Below are 17,692 nucleotides of genomic sequence, written 5' to 3' on the forward strand. Positions count from 1 at the left end.
CGAGCCCCAGTCGGGTCACAAGAGTCGTTCACCTATGTGAATGACTTTTTATTTTTAGGCCACGTGGAGAAACGGTAGACTTGCCAGCTTGAGGGGCTGGTGCTCGCAAGGGCGTGTGGGTTCGAATCCCACTGTGGTCACGGATAAAAAGGAATCCAAATAAAACAATCAAGCTTGCTTGAAATTGTTTTATTTGGATTTCTTTTTTCAAAGCGGAACTTTGTTGGGAAAGACGAAGTCAATCCCTATTTTTCTTATAATTATAAATTATTTCTGATTGTATTTTTCTTTGTATTTGGTGTAAAGTTGCGTTTGATGTGTCTCCAGATTTATTTTTCTACCTTGAATAAATGCCTCGGTCAATATGTTGGTTCTCATATCTAAAGCATCGCCTTCAGAAATAAATAAAGTAGCGTCTTTTCCTTCTTCTAAACTTCCACATGTAGCCTCTATTCCTAATATTTTGGCAGTATTAGAGGTAATCAATTGCAATGCTTGTTCTTTGTCTAAACCATAAGCAGCACAAGTTCCTGCTAGGAAAGGTAAGTTACGAGTTTGCATTCGTTCCATGCCACCACTATTTTCAAGTCCAACAAGAATTCCTTTATTGGTTAAAATACGTGCCATTTTATAAGGTAAATCTACATCTTGATCGTCACTATTTGGCATGTCGTGTACATTTCTTAAAAGTACTCCAATAGAATTGTTTCGTAATAAATCAGCTGTTTTATAGGCATCATAACCCCCTACAATTACCATTTTCTTAATTCCGAATTGTTTTACCAATTGAACTGCATCTATGATTTGTTTTTCTTCTTGGGCATGAATAAATAAAGTTTGTGCTCCATCAAAAATCCCTTTCATAGCTTCAAAAATCAAGTTTCTTTCCGTTGGATTGGTAGCCGCGTACGCTTTTGAATTATCAAAAAACAATTTGATTTCCTCTATTTTTTTTAAGTACTCTTTGTTGGCTTCTATAGCGCCTGGCTCTGCCCACCAACCTGTTCGTTTCATTGTAGGTGGAAAATTCAAGTGAATTCCATCGTTTTCTTTTATGACAGCATCTTTCCAATTCCAAGCATCTAGTTGAACAATAGACGAAGTTCCAGAAATTGTTCCTCCTCGTGGGGTAATTTGAGCCATCAAAATTCCATTTGGACGAGCACTTTCAATAACTTTTGAATCAGCTGAAAAGGCAATTATACTTCTAATATGCGGATTCATATCACCAATTTCACTTTCGTCATCTGATGATTTAACAGCGTCTACTTCTACTAATCCTAGGGTTGAATTTGGTGCAATAAACCCAGGATAAATGTGTTTTCCAGTTGCATCTATAGTAATATCAAATGCTCCGCTTGAAAGTTTTACGGTTTTGGCATCTGCCACTAAAATAATTTTACCCTCTTTGAAACCAATAGCGCTGTTTTCAATTATTTTTCCATTGCCTAAATGTGCAAAACCATTCAGTATCAATATTGATTTAGTTTGCTTATTAGCAGGAATCTGTTGTGCATTTGCATTTGTTATCAAACCTATGATTGCAACTAATAATATATATATATTTTTCATTTTTTTATTGTTCTAATGTATCACAGTGGTCTTCTCTTCTCTCTTTTTTCTTAGGTTCTTGAGTAATAGAACCTTTGTTTTTTTCAAGCATTAATTGTCCTATTACTATATTTCTTTCCTTGGCAATAGCTACTCTTTGTTCTTCGTCTTTTACAATGTCATAATAGACAACTCCCTCGATTAATGTTTTTTCAGCTTTAGCATAAATAGATAGCGGATTATCATTCCATAATACCAAATCGGCATCTTTTCCCACTTTTATACTTCCTACTTTATCGTCAATATGCAATAATCTAGCTGGATTTAATGTAACAAACTTCCACGCTTCCTCCTCAGAAACATTCCCGTATTTCACAGCTTTGGCTGCTTCTTGATTTAGTCTTCGAGACATTTCTGCATCATCAGAATTAAAGGCAACCACCAAACCTTCATTGTGCATTAGCGCACCATTATAAGGAATTGCATCATTTACTTCAAATTTATAAGCCCACCAATCCGAGAAAGTGGATGCGCCTACACCGTGTTCTTTCATTCTGTCAGCTACTTTATACCCTTCCAAAATATGTGTAAAAGTATTGACTCTAAAATTAAATTTTTCGGCTACATTCATCATCATCAAAATTTCAGATTGCACATAAGAGTGGCACGTAATAAAACGCTGTTTATTAATGATTTCAGCTATATTTTTCAATTCTAAATCTACTCTAGGAGCCTTCATTTTATCTTTTTTAGAATTTGAATTGTAAGCTTTCCAAACCAAATCGTATTCTTTAGCTCGTTGAAAGTAATCAGTATATACTTGTTCAACACCCATTCTAGATTGAGGAAAACGAGTTGAGTTTCTACTCATATTGGATTGTTTTACGTTTTCACCTAATGCAAATTTTATAAATTTAGGTTGATTTTTGTACAGCATTTCATCGGCCGATAATCCCCATTTCCATTTTACGATTGCAGAACAGCCACCTATGGGATTTGCAGAACCGTGCAGTAATTGTGAAGTTGTAACGCCACCCGCTAAATCTCTGTAAATATTAATGTCCTCAGAATTTACTACATCTTGAATGGTAACTTCTGCACTCGAATTATGACCGCCTTCATTCACCCCTTTAGAAATGGCTATATGAGAATGTTCATCTATAATTCCACTCGTTAAATGCTTTCCTTTAGCCTCAATTAAAACGGCATTTATTTCTACAATATTCTTACCTATAGCTGCAATTTTTCCGTTTTTGACTAATACATCCGTTTCCTCTAAAATTCCCTCCTTCTCATTGGTCCAAACTGTCGCATTTTTAAATAATACCGTTTGTTGTGATGGTTTTTGACTATTTCCAAAAGCAATATTTGGAAAGGTTACGGGTAGAATTAAATTTGGTTTTTCTGCTTTTATAGTGTCTTTTACAGCTTGAAAAAGTGCTGTTTTCAGAGCAGACCATTTTACTTCATTACCATTTGCTAATATTGCTTTACCCGATAAATTTTGAGAGTTATCAATATAGCCACTCAATCGTACAAGACCATTATTAATTGTGTCTTTCGATTTTACTGAAGCGGTTATCCAATTGGCAGCTATAGTAAGTTTTGAGTTTACTTTTTTAGAGTTTGTAGTTGTAATTTCTGATTTGGGCGCTGTTATTTCTCCTTCAATTTTCCACTTATAGCTATCAGAATCAATAGTTAAATCATAATTTCCACGGATATCTATTGTTGTCATATCATTAACTACAAATTTAAAACCCTGAACCCAGTTTTCGTAAAGTATTGTTTTTTCATCAAAAATTTCTCCTGAGGTAATTACAAAATTAGCTAAACTACCGGTATTCAAACTTCCTATATCATCACTTTTACCAATAATAGATGCGGGAATTGTAGTCAAAGCTTCTAAAGCTTTTGTTTTGTCGAAACCATATTTTATGGCTTTTAAAAGATTGGTTCTGAAGTCTTCCGTCTTTTTTAGTTTATCGGTAGTTAAGGCAAATACTACATTGTTATCTGATAGTACTTTTAAATTTGTAGGTGCTTGATTCCAAAAACGCAAATCACTTAAATCGATTTGATCTGACAAAAAAGAATTGGAAACATCATAGGCTTCTGGAAAATTAATTGGAATAATGTATTTTGAATTGGTATTTTTAATTTCTTCGATTCTTTCGAATTCATTTCCAGAACCTTTTAAAATATAGTTTACTCCAAATTCTTTAGCAATTTTAGAGGCTCTTATACTATTTAATTTGTCTTCAGTAGTAAATATTTGAACTAAATTACTATTGTTTATCAATGCTTCTAGTGAAGCGTCTTTAGTTTTTGAATTTCCATTTCTATACCAATTCATATCTAAATACATTTGGCGAATCAATGCCATCATTCCCATCAGTGAACTTGGATACGATTGATTTGTGGTTACGCTTCTTGTAAAACCAAAATGATTTGAGATTTTATTAGATAGTAATCGAATACTTTTGTTAGAAGTATTCAAGGCAATTAAAGTTCCCGTTCCGCGTGCAATTCCATCTTGAACATGTGTTCCAACAACTCCAAAACCTGCTTTTAGTAACTCTTCGGCTTTTGTTTGATCGTAATTAAAATTTTCAAAAGCATTTGTTTCTGGTTTAATACTTTCATTCCAATAGTAGCCAACACGCTTAGTATCGTAAGTAGAATCTCCATCGGAATTTACATTTTTCTTGGGTTTTTCAATTCCAAAACTAGTATAAATATCAATAAAAGAGGGATAAATTGATTTACCTTCCAAATTAATTATTGCACAATTTTTAGGAACGGAAAGATTAATTCCCGTGCTTATTACTTTACCATTTTGGATAATTAATGTCCCTTTTTCGATTATTTGTGTTGGAGTTACAAAAATTTTAGCATTAATAAATGCCGTAAAATTGTTGTTTTTGTTTTGAACACTTTCATTATTCGGAAAATATTCTTGAGCATCAATTTTAGATATGAAAAATGAGAAAATGAGAAATAAAATAATTCTGTTCATAGTTTGATTAAATTAATTTTTTTTAAAAGTATACATATTTTTACACTTTGTAAAATATTAGTTAATTTTTAACAATAATATTTTTTTGTGCAATTATATTTAGTAAAAGTTAAAAGTGATAGGGGTTAAATATCTTTTATCTTCATAAATTTAAGTATTAAATATTAAAGTTAGAAAGGTATTGCAAAATAGAATTTTTAAAAAATCAAAAAAATAAGTAAAAGACTAAATAGTTGAATTTGAAAACAAATTTATGATCAATGAAACTTAAAATTTTCATCCAATAAAAATTATATTTTAGTGATTAAAGTGTTTAATGAAAATATTTCGTACTTTTGTTGAACAAATATAACCAAACAATGAACAATGTTAAAAATGTATTTAGTATCAAAGACCTTGAAAATATTTCAGGAATAAAAGCGCACACCATAAGAATCTGGGAAAAAAGATATAATGTCCTAGAACCTATGCGCTCTGACACAAATATTAGATACTATAATTTAGTTAATTTGCAAAAATTACTAAATATTACCTTACTTCATGATCACGGGTACAAAATATCGAGAATTGCAAAGTTTTCGGATCTACAAATTCCGGAAGTTGTTAGAGAAATTATTTCTGAAAAAAGTGTTAAAAGTCATGCTATTTCTAGTTTTAAAATGGCAATGTTAAATTTTGATCAATCCTTATTCTTTAAAACCTACAATACATTACTTGCCGAAAAAAGTTTTAGAGAAGTCTTTTACGAGGTCTTTATACCCTTGATGAATGAGATTGGATTGTTATGGCAATCGGATACAATAAAACCAGCTCACGAGCATTTTATTTCTTATTTAATCAAACAAAAACTACTAATCAATACAGAAAAATTACAGGTATTAAAGCCCACAAACGATGAAAAAGTATTTGTTTTGTACCTACCTTCGAATGAAATTCACGAGTTAGGATTGATGTATCTGAATTATGAAATCTTACATCATGGATACCGATCTATATATTTGGGCGAAAGCATTCCTTTAGATAATTTAACCGATTTGAAGAAATATTTCAACAAAGTGACTTTTATTTCCTATTTAACTGTTGAGCCCAACAAAGACGAAATAAACCACTATATCAAAGCAATAAATAATGAAGTATTAAACGACGAAAACTCTGAGTTGTGGCTTCTAGGTAGAATGGTAGATTTTATTGAACCACAAAATATTTTGAATAAAACTAGAATTTTTAAATCTATATCCGACCTTGTTATTTATTTATAAATTTTAGCATTATCTATTTTAATACGAAATGAACAAAGACATTAAAATTATCGGCTCCGGTTTTTCATCATTAGCAGCAGCTTGTTATTTGGCTCAAAAAGGTCACGAAGTAACTGTTTATGAGAAAAATGCAACTATTGGAGGAAGAGCTCGACAATTAAAAAAAGAAGGATTTACGTTTGATATGGGACCAAGCTGGTACTGGATGCCAGATGTTTTTGAACGTTTTTTTGGTGATTTTAATAAAAAAACTTCCGATTATTACGAATTAATAAAACTTTCACCCGCCTACAGAGTTTATTATGGAATAGATGATTTCATAGCTATAGCAGACAATTTAGATGAAATAATACAAACTTTTGAATCCATTGAAAAAGGAAGCGGAAGTATTCTTGCAAAATTTATGGCCGAAGCCAAAAGCAATTATGATATTGCTATAAAAGATTTGGTTTACCGTCCTGGAGTTTCTGCATTAGAATTAATTACGAAAGAAACCGCGTTGAAAGTCGGACAATTCTTCAGTACTATCAGCAAAGATGTTCGTAAAAAATTCAAGAACGAACGCTTAATCCAAATATTAGAATTTCCCGTTTTATTTCTTGGAGCAAAACCTTCCGACACGCCTTCATTCTACAGTTTTATGAATTATGCCGATTTTGGAATGGGAACTTGGCATCCAAAAACAGGGATGTACGACGTGATTCGTGGGATGGAAAGTTTGGCGTTAGAATTAGGGGTTTCATTCCAAACAAATGCAGCTATCGAAAAAATTATTGTCGAAAATAAAACAGCCGTTGCATTGCAAATTAACGGTGAAAGAATAAATGCTGACATCATTTTGAGTGGTGCCGATTATCATCATTCAGAAACTTTATTGGATAAAGTACACCGTGCCTACTCAGAAAAATATTGGGCAAGTAAAACTTTTGCCCCTTCGTCATTACTTTTTTATGTAGGTTTTAATAAAAAAATAGAAAACATAACGCACCACGCTTTGTTTTTTGATGTCGATTTCAATCAGCACGCCAAAGACATTTACGACAAACCAAAATGGCCCGAAAACCCATTATTTTATGCTAATTTTCCTTCAATTACCGATAAATCTGCAGCACCAAAAGGAATGGAATCTGGATTTTTCTTAATTCCGTTGGCACCAGGAATTGAAGATACGGAAACTTTACGAGAAGCATATTTTGACAAAATTATTGAAAGATTTGAGACTTTAACACAACAAAATATAAAAAATAATATTATTTTTAAGGAATCTTTTTGCAAAAATGATTTTGAAGAAGTATATAATTCCTATAAAGGAAATGCTTATGGAATGGCAAATACATTGATGCAAACCGCATTTTTGAGACCGAAATTAAAAAGCAAAAAAATAGAAAATTTATATTTTACGGGGCAATTAACCGTTCCTGGACCTGGTGTTCCACCAGCTTTGATTTCAGGAAAGTTAGTCGCCGAATTAATTGAAAAACACATTTAGATATGAAATCCCTTTTTGACAAAATATCTTTTGATTGTAGCAGGAATGTTACAAAATCATACAGCACATCCTTCTCTTCGGCAGTAAAAATGCTTGCGCCAAATATCAGGCAAGACATCTATAATATTTATGGATTTGTTCGCTTTGCTGACGAAATTGTAGACAGTTTTCACGATTATAATAAGGAAGAATTATTCTCGCTTTTTGAGAAAGATTTAGAATTAGCATTAAAAAATAAAATCAGCCTAAATCCTATTCTAAATTCATTTCAATATACGGTAACTAAATATGAAATCCCGAACGAATTGATTGCTGCTTTTATGAAAAGTATGAAATTAGATTTGACAAAAACAGAATATAAAACAGAATCCGAATACAACGAATATATTTTTGGTTCGGCTGATGTAGTGGGTTTAATGTGTTTGAAAGTATTTGTAAATGGAGACGATACTAAATATGAAATCCTAAAAGATTCCGCAATGCGATTGGGTTCTGCCTTTCAAAAAGTGAATTTTCTTAGAGATTTAAAAGCTGATTTTGAAGATTTAAACCGTACTTATTTTCCAAATACCGATTTGTCAAAATTGGATGAAGTTTCAAAACTCAAAATTATTGAAGAAATTGAATCCGATTTCAAAGCAGGTTACGAAGGTTTGGTTCATTTGCCAATGGAAGCAAAATTCGGTGTTTATACCGCTTATATCTATTACAAAAAGTTACTTTCAAAATTGAAAAGCACGCCATCGGAAGAAATTAAAAACACAAGAATTCGAGTTTCTAATTACCAAAAATACGGGCTTTTTGCAAAATGTTATTTCACCTATAAACTAAACATTATTTAAATTAATCGATTATGTGGATATATATCTCAGTATTTTTGGTTACTTTTTTCTTTATGGAATTTATGGCGTGGTTCAGTCACAAGTATATTATGCACGGTTTTCTTTGGGTTTTGCACGAAGACCACCACAAAAAAGACCACGATTCTTGGTTTGAACGCAATGATTTATTCTTTATTTTTTACGCCGTGGTCAGCATGGGATTTTTCTTCCTGTGGAGAAACGGAATTTTTAATCTTGGGTTAGCTGTTGGATTAGGAATTTTTGCTTATGGACTTGCTTATTTTATGGTTCACGATATTTTCATCCACCAACGTTTCAAATTATTTCGAAATGCCAATAATGTATATTCGAGAGCGGTAAGAAGAGCTCATAAAATGCACCACAAACACATTGGAAAAGGAGAAGGTGAATGTTTCGGAATGCTTTTAGTGCCTTTTAAATATTTCAAAAAATAAAAAAAGCGTTCCGATTGGAACGCTTTTTCATTATAACTAACCTCAACCTTTTATTTTTCAAGCAATTGCTGTAACGGTTTCAATTGTTCCAAATTGATATTTGCCTTTTGAAGCACTGACATCATTGTCATTATCCCCGTTGGATTCATATCTTTTCCCAGAATTCGTACCACAGCAAAACCATTTTCTTTTTTATTGGCGAATAAGACAAACTCTTCGATATGTTCGTCGCTTCCAACAAAACAGACAGAAGCTCCATCTTTTCCAGAACCAAATTTCATCAATTGTTGGTACTTTTCATCTTTTAAAATTTCATTTACTTTGGCGCGTTCAATTTCAAATTCGGCTTTGTTTTTATCATTTAATTTGAAAGCTAAAATATTCATTTTATCAAAAGACTTCAAAGCAGCATTTTGATCCGCAGATAATTTTGTAACATCAATATTCAAAATGCTTGGTGATAAATCCAATGCTATGAAATTCTTATTTTCTGTATTTTCTACAAAGTACTTTTGTAAAGTAGTTTCATTATTGCAACTTGACAATAAAAAACTTCCAATAATGGCAAGACTATAAATATATTTCATTGTGATTATTTTTTACTTTTTGTTGCTTTTTTCAATTCGTCACCACCAGGAATTTTCATTTTATCGGTTAATACCGAAATTTCATTCAAATCAAAATCACCCGTTAAAGACATCAAAACCGTTTGATTTCCCTTAGAACTTCCTTCCATAAACATCAATAATTCTTTAATTTGTGAGTCGTTTGCTCCTGTTCTTACTGAGATTTTAATGTTTTTACCGTTATCATTCACACGCATCAATTCTTCCAAACCTGCAGATTTTATATATTTTTCTGAAGTTGCTTTCATTTCCGCAGTAACCCTTGTGCTATTGGTGGTAAACACTTTTAGATTGTCCAATTTCTTGATTAAATCCATGTACTGTTGGGTATCTTTATCTTTATTATCCATTTTGACACTTCCCATCATCTGAAACATTTTCTTGTTTACAATAACTGATGTTACGTCGTCTTGACCGTCAAATTTATCAAATGCTGCTTGTCCAAAAAAGAACGTTGGCAACAACATAATTACTAATACTACTATTGATTTTCTCATTATTTCTATTTATTAAAATTATTTTTAAAAATTAAGTCTTTTGAGTATTCATACTCGTTAATATATTCCACACTTTCTATTCCCACATTTACATTTTCAGACAATAAAGCCAACGCTTTTTGAGTTGCTGCGAAAGCCGCTTCAGGATTTTCATACGTTCCTAAATCTTCTTTTTTAATTGGCGAATGAAAATAGGTAAAAGTGCTAATTCCAAGCAAAACTACAACAGAAGCCGCGATTGATAACCACATAACATTACGTTTTTTAGTTTGTAGTGGTAACTTATGCGAAGACTTTTGCTCTTTTGCTTCAGCGAAATAAACAAATAAAGGAGTATAATGTTCCAAATGCTGCGCAACATCGGAAGAAGAAAAGTATTTTTTTAATTCTAATTCTTCGGCACTATTTGTTTCGCCTTGAAAGTATTTTTCTAAAATTATTTCTATTCTATTTGATTCCATAATCGTGTGTTTTAAACATAAACGCTCGTATCGTTTTTCGTCCTCTTGACAATGCTACTCGAATTGCCGTTTCGTTCATATCTAGTATTTTCGAGATTTCTTCAAACTCATATTGCTCAATATCTCGCATTTGAATTATCATTCGTTGTTGTTCTGGCAATTGATTGATTACTCTTTCAACCCAGTTCAAACTATCTTTATCTTCTAATTTTTTCAGTAAACTTGGCTCTCGATCGGTGTAATTATCGTGAACCAGTTTTAAGTTCCCCGCTCTTTTCGATTTCAATTGATCCAAACAATAATTCTTAGTCATTGTCATTGCAAAAGCTTCCAAACTTTTATAATTTTCTAAATCTTCATTCTTATTCCATAATTTCAAAAGTACTTCTTGAGTTGCATCCTCAGCTTCTTCAGTACTTACCAATAACCGTTTGGCAAGCCGAAAGAGTTTATCTTTGAATGGCGTAATGGACTTTACAAACTCATTTTGATTCATTGAATTGTATTTAGGCTATTATAAAAGGAAGACGATGACGGGTTAATTTTGTTACAAGGTACAATAAAAAATTATTTTGATAAAAATAAAAACCCCAACCTAAATAATAGATTGGGGTTTTGAATAATAAATTTGCTGCTTTTTAGAACATCACATTCAAACCAACTTTAAAATTTCTGCCACGAGTGCTGTACCCAATAGTTTCTGTGAAATCGGCATTGAAAATATTATTCACAGATGCAAATACATTCAATCGGTTTTTGATGATTTTGAAATTTCCAATTGCATTTACTAGCTGATAGGCATCTAAAACTACAGGAGTTGTGGCATACGTTCCGCCATCAAAAAAGGCATCTTTTCGTTTGTCAACATATTGGTATGCCAAATTAAATGCAGCTTTTTTAGAAAATTCGTAATCCAAAGAAAGGTTTCCTTTGTGCTTAGGAATCAATCGTTGCAATGGTTCTTCCACTTGCGTATAGGTATAATTGGCATTGATTTTTAACTTTTCTGAAGCCGAAAACGAAAGCATTGCTTCTATTCCTTTGGCATTATAAGTTCCGTTAACATTCACGTAATTAGAAGCAAAAGTCACAGGATTTGTATAAAACCCAATAGAATTATTTTCTTCTCTATAAAAACCAACCGTGTTCAAAGTTACTTTTTTATTTAACAAAACCACTTCAAAACCACTTTCAACTGTACTGTTTTTTTCGGGTGTTAACGCTAAATTTCCATAAGGTGAATACAACTGATACAAACTTGGCGTGATATACGCAGTACTGTAAGAAGCTACTATTTTCAATGGTAATTTCGAAAACGAATACGACGGATTGAAATTGTAAACAGCATAATTTTTATAAATGTTGTGCAAATTATATCGAGCTCCCGCGTTTACATTCAAACCAAAATTTGAATTATAAACTGCCGTAAAATAAGTATCAATACTATTGAATTTGGCATTTTGCTTAGTAATAGATTCCGATATAGCTTCCATTTCATTGAACTGAAATTGACTTCCTAAAATTAGAAAAAACTGATTAGAAAATGTATATTTATTAAATGCATCTGCGCTAAAACTCTTGGAAGCATATAAACTATTATCTACTGAATTGGTCCAACTATTGAATGACGTATATTTTCTTTCCGTAGAAGTAAATCCAGAATTTAATACAAATTCTCCTTTATTATACTTGTATTTGGGAGAAAATCCGAATCGGAATTGCTTTGATATTGCTACATTTATAGGAGTATCTGCAGATGTGAAATTATCATAATAACCATCATAATTATTTTTTATACGGTCGTAATTCGTGAAAAAATCAAAGGAAAGTTTCTTTGTAGGAGCAAAACCTACTTTCAATAATGTTGAGATTTTGGAAAAACTGTCCTCTTCAAAATTAACGCCTTTTGCTTCGGAAATACCTTTGGTTTCAAAACTATTTAAGGTCGCCAAATAATTAATTTTTCCAATAGTTCCATTCAAACCAAATCCTTGATTAAAATCTTGAGGTCTGTAATTTGTATTGTCAGCCGTTGTTTGCGTACCTAAACTACTATACGCATTCCCCGTAATTTCCTTTTTACTGGCTTTTTTCAATGTAATATTGATCACTCCAGCAGCTGCCCCTGAACCGTAAAGTGTACTTGCAGCACCTTTCATAATTTCGATACTTTCAACTTGTTCGGCAGAAATTAATCGTAAATCGTATTCTAAATTTACTCCCGAAGCATCTGTTACAGGAATTCCATCAATCAAAATTAGGGTTTGACGGTTTCTTCCTCCGCGCACATAATACCCTAAATTCTTACCCGCACTACTCTGATTTCCATTGACTTCAAGTCCCACAACGGTACTTAAAATTGAAGCTACAGATTGTCCTGGTTTTTTAGCTAACTCCTCAGCACTAATTTTTACAATAACTTTTCCAGATTTTTCTTTTGGCAAAGCAAATTTAGAATCGGAAATTACAACCTCATCAAGTTGTTTTGGTGTTGGTTCTTGTGCATAAGTGTTCATAGCCAATAGCAATGTGAACGCACTGAAGCGAATCATTTTTTTGTTCATTTTACAGTAATAATAATTTTAATAAAGTGGGGAGAAAAGTATAGAATTTACCATACCCAAACCTTTTTTCCCGAAAGTTTGATACTCGATGTAATAGGCAGGTCTCCTGGCTTGCGTCTTGTTGTTGACCTTCCCATTCCATTTTAGATTTCTAATTTTTGATTTAAGATTGAAAAAATCTATAATCTAAATTCTAAAATCTACAATTAAAACAGTGGTTTTGTAGATAACAACAAGCGTATTAGCTTACAGTTGCGGGAACAGCACAGGAATTATGATTTACTTTTTTGATGATTTATGAATGATAAAATTCTAAACCTCAAGTGCGAAATCTTTCACCTGTTTCCCTTTTAATGCAGTTTTATAATAAAACAGCAACCTTAATACGTTGCAAATATAGGATAATGAATTGATTATTATGAATATAATTTTAGTTTTAAGTAAATAAAACAAACATAACTTTTACATTTGTAAAACTTTTTAATTAAACCTATGAAATCCAAGTTTCTTCTCGCATTGTCTTGTTCATTATTTTTAATTCTCTTGGGATGCAAACAAATCAACGAGAAAAATTCAGCTTCATTTTCGGCTTCCGCCAATCACGTAAAGTATGCCAAAGGTTTAGAAATTTATAAATATAACGGCTTTTCAATACTGAAAATTACAAAACCTTGGCCCGAAGCAACAGCTGGATTCACTTATGTTTTAAAAGAAAAAAACGGAATTATTCCTGATAGTTTAAAGAAATTTACGGTGATTTTTGTTCCAATTCAATCGATTGTGGTGACTTCTACAACCCATATTCCATCGCTTGAAATGTTGGGTGTTGAAAATACGTTGGTTGGTTTTCCAAGCACCAATTTTATTTCATCTGCAAAAACCAGAAAAAGAATTGATGCAGGAAAAGTTCGAGAAGTAGGAAACAACGAAAGTTTAAATACCGAAATTTTAATTGATATGAAACCCGACGTAATTGTAAGTTATGGCATCAATAACAGTAATCCAACAATTGATAATTTACAAAAAAGCGGTTTAAACGTATTGATAAATGGCGATTGGACAGAGCAATCACCGTTAGGAAAAGCAGAATGGATTAAATTTTTCGGATCTTTATACGGATTGGATGCTAAGGCAAATGCTATTTTTACTACAATTGAAAATAATTACAAAATTGCGTTGGCTTTAGCCGAAAAAACAACTCAAAAACCAACCGTTCTTAGTGGCGCAATGTTTCAAGATCAATGGTATGTTCCGCAAGGTGAAAGTTGGGTATCTGTGTTTTTGAAAGATGCAAAATCTGATTATTTGTGGAAAGATTCTAAAGGTTTTGGTAGTTTGTCATTGCCTTTTGAAACCATTATAGATAAAGCTCAAAATGCTGCTTTTTGGATTGCCCCGGGCGATTTTTGCTCTTTGAAACAAATGAGCGATAGCAATCCTCATTATTCTGAATTTTCGAGTTTTAAAAATAAAAAAGTATATTCATATGCGATAAATAAAGGTGCAAAAGGTGGAATTGTATATTTTGAATTGGCTTCTGCACGTCCAGATTTGGTTTTGAAAGATTTGATTAAGATATTTCATCCCGAATTGTTGCCAAATTACAAACCCTTTTTCTTTCAAAAATTAGAATAAATTGAAGACTACAAATAAAAACACTTTCCTTTTTTCAACCCTAATTTTAGGAGTTATTTTGTTGTTTTTACTCAACATTAGTTTGGGTTCTATAACTATACCCGTAAAAGATATTTTCAATAGCATTATTAAAGGAAGTTGCAGCAAAGAATCGTGGAATTACATCATTTTAAATTACAGATTACCAAAAGCTATTGTGGCGATATTAGTAGGAATTGGACTTTCAATTAGCGGATTGCTGATGCAAACATTATTCAGAAATCCATTGGCTGGACCTTATGTTTTAGGACTCAGTTCGGGAGCCAGTTTAGGAGTTGCAATTGTGATATTGGGCGCAGGTTTTTTACCTCCTCTCCTTTCAGGATTTTTCCTTTCTTCCTTTGGAATCATTCTCGCTTCAAGTGCAGGAAGTTTTTTGGTTTTATTGTCTGTATTGTCCATTGCGCAAAGACTTCGTGATACGATGGCTATCTTAATAGTTGGATTGATGTTTGGGAGTTTAACAAGCGCTATTGTTGGAAGTTTAACCTATTTCAGTACGGCAGAACAACTTCAGAAATTCACCTTTTGGTCGTTAGGAAATCTCGGCAATTTATCATGGAATTCAATTGCAATTTTAAGCTTTTGCGTAGTTTTAGGATTGCTTTTAAGCGTTTTAAGCATCAAACCCTTAAATGCGTTATTATTGGGTGAGAATTATGCTAAAAGTCTTGGGATGAATTACAAAAAAACCAAAAATATCATCATATTTTCAACAAGTTTATTAGCAGGAAGTATCACGGCTTTTGCCGGACCTATAGCTTTTATTGGGCTTGCAGTTCCGCATATTGCCAAATTAGTATTTCAAACCAGCAATCACAAAATATTATTTTGGAGCACCTTACTTTTTGGCTCAATAATAATGTTAATTTGTGATATCATTTCCCAAGTTCCAGGTACAGATATTATTTTGCCAATTAACGCAATAACTTCAATTTTTGGTGCGCCAATAGTGATTTGGTTGTTGGTTAGAAAAAGAAAAATGATGTCGTAATTGAATTTATAGTTCTTGATAATATCTCCCTTCAATTCTATTGATATCTTTTATAGAACTCCTCGCCCATTGCAATCGCTTTTTGAGGATTTCATCTTCAGATAATTGCCAATTTATATCGGAATTTCGAAGTCGATGCATTAAATTTTGAATGATTATTGCTGCCGAAACTGATATGTTTAAACTTTCTGTAAAACCCACCATTGGAATTTTTAGAAAACCATCAGCTTTTTGCAAAATCTCTTCTGATAATTCCATCTCGTTCTGTTCCAAAAAACAAAGCACTAGGTTTTGAAATATCAAAATCATCCATCAAACAATTATTCTCATGCGGTGTTGTGGCAATAATTTGATACCCTTTGGCTTTCAAAGAGTCAACACAGCCAGAAATACTATCAAATGCATTAATATCAACCCATTTTTGAGCGCCCATGGCAATTTCTTTATGAATACTTTTTCCGTAGCGTTGCTCAATAACATTCAATTCTTGAATACCAAAAACCTCGCAACTGCGCATAACCGCACTCGTATTATGCATTTGAAAAACATCTTCAACGGCAATCGTAAAGTGATTCGTTCTATTTTTAAGCACGTTCAAAAAACGCTCTTTTCTATTATCGGTAAGTATGTTTTCAAGAAATTCTAAATAAGCAATGTCAACCATTATTTAAGTATTTTCGGTAAAATTAGAAACAAATTTGAGGAATCAAACCTTTTCGATTTAAACTTGAGGGCTAAAAAAATTCCAACGCTCTAAAAAACTATTTAATCAAAGATTTCTTTATCTTTGCACTTTCAAAAAACAACACAACAATGACTACTTTAAACGAATTAAATGCTGTTTCGCCAATAGACGGAAGATACAGAAGTAAGACTATTTCATTAGCGCCGTTCTTTTCAGAAGAGGCTTTAATAAAATACCGCGTATTGGTTGAAATCGAGTACTTTATTGCTTTGTGCGAAATTCCATTACCTCAATTAAAAAGTATCGATTCAAGCATATTTGAAAGCCTACGAAATATCTATAAAAACTTTAATACAAAAGATGCACTTTGGATAAAAGAAATTGAAAAAACAACCAATCACGATGTAAAAGCAGTTGAATATTTCATCAAAGATGCATTCGAAAAATTAGGATTATCAAAATATAAAGAATTCATCCATTTTGGATTGACTTCACAAGACATCAATAATACTGCTATTCCATTATCAACAAAAGATGCTTTTGAGAAAGTATATATGCAATCTTTAATCGCATTGACTTCCAAATTAAAAGAGTTGAGCGTTGAATGGCGCGATATTCCAATGTTGGCAAGAACCCACGGTCAGCCAGCATCTCCCACTCGTTTGGGTAAAGAAATTGGTGTTTTCGTAGAACGATTAGAAGAGCAAATGCGCTTATTATTTAATATTCCATTTGCAGCAAAATTTGGTGGAGCGACTGGAAATTACAATGCCCATCATGTGGCGTATCCACAGATTGACTGGAAAAAATTTGGAAGTGATTTTGTAGAAAGAAATTTAGGGTTACACCATTCTTTTCCAACCACACAAATAGAACATTACGATCATTTTGCCGCATTTTTCGATGCTTTGAAAAGGATAAATACCATAATCATTGATTTAGATAGAGACATTTGGACGTATGTTTCTATGGACTATTTCAAACAAAAAATCAAAGAAGGAGAAATAGGCTCTTCGGCTATGCCACATAAAGTGAATCCTATTGATTTTGAAAATTCAGAGGGAAATTTAGGACTGGCAAATGCTATTTTTGAGCATCTTTCGGCTAAATTACCCTTGTCAAGGTTGCAACGTGATTTGACTGACAGTACTGTTTTGAGAAATATTGGTGTGCCAATGGGTCATACTTTAATTGCCTTTGAAGCCACATTGAAAGGATTGAACAAATTACTTTTGAACGAACCTAAATTCCGAGAAGATTTAGAAAAAAATTGGGCTGTAGTAGCTGAGGCTATTCAAACTATTTTGCGCAGAGAGGGATACCCAAATCCTTATGAAGCGTTGAAAAAACTGACCAGAACTAACGAAGCGATTGACAAGGAAGCAATTCATAATTTCATTTTAACTCTTGAAGTTTCTGAAGAAATTAAAGCCGAGTTGCTGCAGATTACACCAAGTAATTTTGTGGGGATTTAATTTTTTTCCAAAATAAAAAAATACAGTTTAAACCCCATAAGTTTAAGAAAAATATTAATCCGTAATTATTTGAATTTTGATTTCCCTTTTGCTATCTTTCA

Annotated in this window: 14 protein-coding genes, 2 tRNA genes, 1 pseudogene and 1 riboswitch (1 of these 18 only partly in view); of the genes and pseudogenes, 9 read left to right on the forward strand and 8 right to left on the reverse strand. The window is 32.4% G+C overall.

Going from position 1 to position 17,692, the window contains the following annotated elements; genetic code table 11:
- Nucleotides 1-18: transfer RNA gene (locus AC9UEH_RS02140), tRNA-Lys, on the forward strand (it extends 155 nt beyond the left edge of the window).
- Between the two features lie 39 nt (nt 19-57).
- Nucleotides 58-140: transfer RNA gene (locus AC9UEH_RS02145), tRNA-Leu, on the forward strand.
- 127 nt (nt 141-267) lie between these two features.
- Here AC9UEH_RS02145 and AC9UEH_RS02150 read toward each other — a convergent pair.
- Together AC9UEH_RS02150 and AC9UEH_RS02155 are read right to left on the reverse strand one after the other, a co-directional pair.
- Nucleotides 268-1,572, reverse strand: coding sequence for an amidohydrolase family protein (locus AC9UEH_RS02150; protein WP_509527987.1), 1,305 nt, complete (start codon nt 1,570-1,572; stop codon nt 268-270).
- A gap of 4 nt (nt 1,573-1,576) precedes the next feature.
- The gene (locus AC9UEH_RS02155; RefSeq protein WP_509527989.1) at nt 1,577-4,570 is read right to left on the reverse strand and encodes an amidohydrolase family protein; all 2,994 of its coding nucleotides are present in this window, start codon (nt 4,568-4,570) and stop codon (nt 1,577-1,579) included.
- Between the two features lie 359 nt (nt 4,571-4,929).
- On the opposite strand from AC9UEH_RS02155, the gene AC9UEH_RS02160 reads away from it, so the two are divergent.
- From AC9UEH_RS02160 to AC9UEH_RS02175, 4 genes are read left to right on the forward strand one after another with little or no spacing between them, the layout of a single operon-like run.
- Nucleotides 4,930-5,829: a MerR family transcriptional regulator gene (locus AC9UEH_RS02160; RefSeq protein WP_509527990.1), complete on the forward strand. Its 900-nt coding sequence runs from the start codon at nt 4,930-4,932 to the stop codon at nt 5,827-5,829.
- Nucleotides 5,830-5,857: 28 nt separating this feature from the next.
- Entirely contained in the window at nt 5,858-7,318 is a 1,461-nt protein-coding gene (gene crtID / locus AC9UEH_RS02165) for a bifunctional phytoene desaturase/3,4-desaturase (RefSeq protein ID WP_509527992.1), read from the forward strand.
- Between the two features lie 2 nt (nt 7,319-7,320).
- Entirely contained in the window at nt 7,321-8,160 is an 840-nt protein-coding gene (locus tag AC9UEH_RS02170; RefSeq protein ID WP_509527994.1) for a phytoene/squalene synthase family protein, read from the forward strand.
- Between the two features lie 11 nt (nt 8,161-8,171).
- Complete coding sequence (locus tag AC9UEH_RS02175; RefSeq protein ID WP_509527995.1) at nt 8,172-8,615, forward strand: sterol desaturase family protein; 444 nt, start codon at nt 8,172-8,174, stop codon at nt 8,613-8,615.
- 50 nt (nt 8,616-8,665) lie between these two features.
- On the opposite strand, the gene AC9UEH_RS02180 is transcribed toward AC9UEH_RS02175, so the two are convergent.
- The 5 genes from AC9UEH_RS02180 to AC9UEH_RS02200 all read right to left on the reverse strand — a co-directional run bounded on the left by AC9UEH_RS02180 (nt 8,666) and on the right by AC9UEH_RS02200 (nt 12,751).
- The gene (locus tag AC9UEH_RS02180) at nt 8,666-9,202 is read right to left on the reverse strand and encodes a GFO_1091 family lipoprotein (protein ID WP_509527997.1); all 537 of its coding nucleotides are present in this window, start codon (nt 9,200-9,202) and stop codon (nt 8,666-8,668) included.
- A 5-nt stretch (nt 9,203-9,207) separates the two neighbouring features.
- Complete coding sequence (locus AC9UEH_RS02185; protein ID WP_509527999.1) at nt 9,208-9,738, reverse strand: GFO_1090 family protein; 531 nt, start codon at nt 9,736-9,738, stop codon at nt 9,208-9,210.
- A gap of 5 nt (nt 9,739-9,743) precedes the next feature.
- Entirely contained in the window at nt 9,744-10,199 is a 456-nt protein-coding gene (locus AC9UEH_RS02190) for a PG0215 family putative anti-sigma factor (RefSeq protein WP_509528001.1), read from the reverse strand.
- Entirely contained in the window at nt 10,186-10,695 is a 510-nt protein-coding gene (locus tag AC9UEH_RS02195; RefSeq protein WP_509528003.1) for a GFO_1088 family ECF-type sigma factor, read from the reverse strand. The genes AC9UEH_RS02190 and AC9UEH_RS02195 overlap by 14 nt, the downstream gene beginning before the upstream one ends.
- Nucleotides 10,696-10,837: 142 nt before the next feature.
- The gene (locus AC9UEH_RS02200) at nt 10,838-12,751 is read right to left on the reverse strand and encodes a TonB-dependent receptor plug domain-containing protein (protein ID WP_509528005.1); all 1,914 of its coding nucleotides are present in this window, start codon (nt 12,749-12,751) and stop codon (nt 10,838-10,840) included.
- 91 nt (nt 12,752-12,842) lie between these two features.
- Nucleotides 12,843-13,162, reverse strand: a riboswitch (cobalamin riboswitch).
- A 93-nt stretch (nt 13,163-13,255) separates the two neighbouring features.
- On the opposite strand from AC9UEH_RS02200, the gene AC9UEH_RS02205 reads away from it, so the two are divergent.
- Both AC9UEH_RS02205 and AC9UEH_RS02210 read left to right on the forward strand, forming a co-directional pair.
- A complete protein-coding gene (locus AC9UEH_RS02205; protein WP_509528006.1) occupies nt 13,256-14,398 on the forward strand; it encodes an ABC transporter substrate-binding protein in 1,143 nt (380 codons plus the stop codon).
- A 1-nt stretch (nt 14,399) separates the two neighbouring features.
- The gene (locus AC9UEH_RS02210; RefSeq protein ID WP_509528008.1) at nt 14,400-15,431 is read left to right on the forward strand and encodes an iron chelate uptake ABC transporter family permease subunit; all 1,032 of its coding nucleotides are present in this window, start codon (nt 14,400-14,402) and stop codon (nt 15,429-15,431) included.
- A gap of 6 nt (nt 15,432-15,437) precedes the next feature.
- On the opposite strand, the pseudogene AC9UEH_RS02215 reads toward AC9UEH_RS02210, so the two are convergent.
- Nucleotides 15,438-16,095, reverse strand: a pseudogene (locus AC9UEH_RS02215) (TrmH family RNA methyltransferase).
- A gap of 149 nt (nt 16,096-16,244) precedes the next feature.
- Here AC9UEH_RS02215 and purB point away from each other — a divergent pair.
- Nucleotides 16,245-17,591, forward strand: a complete 1,347-nt coding sequence (gene purB / locus AC9UEH_RS02220) for an adenylosuccinate lyase (protein ID WP_509528010.1) — start codon at nt 16,245-16,247, stop codon at nt 17,589-17,591.
- Nucleotides 17,592-17,692: the final 101 nt, after the last annotated feature.

Origin of the sequence: Flavobacterium sp. (assembly GCF_040402835.1) — a bacterium.
In the GTDB taxonomy this organism is placed as follows: Bacteria; Bacteroidota; Bacteroidia; order Flavobacteriales; family Flavobacteriaceae; genus Flavobacterium.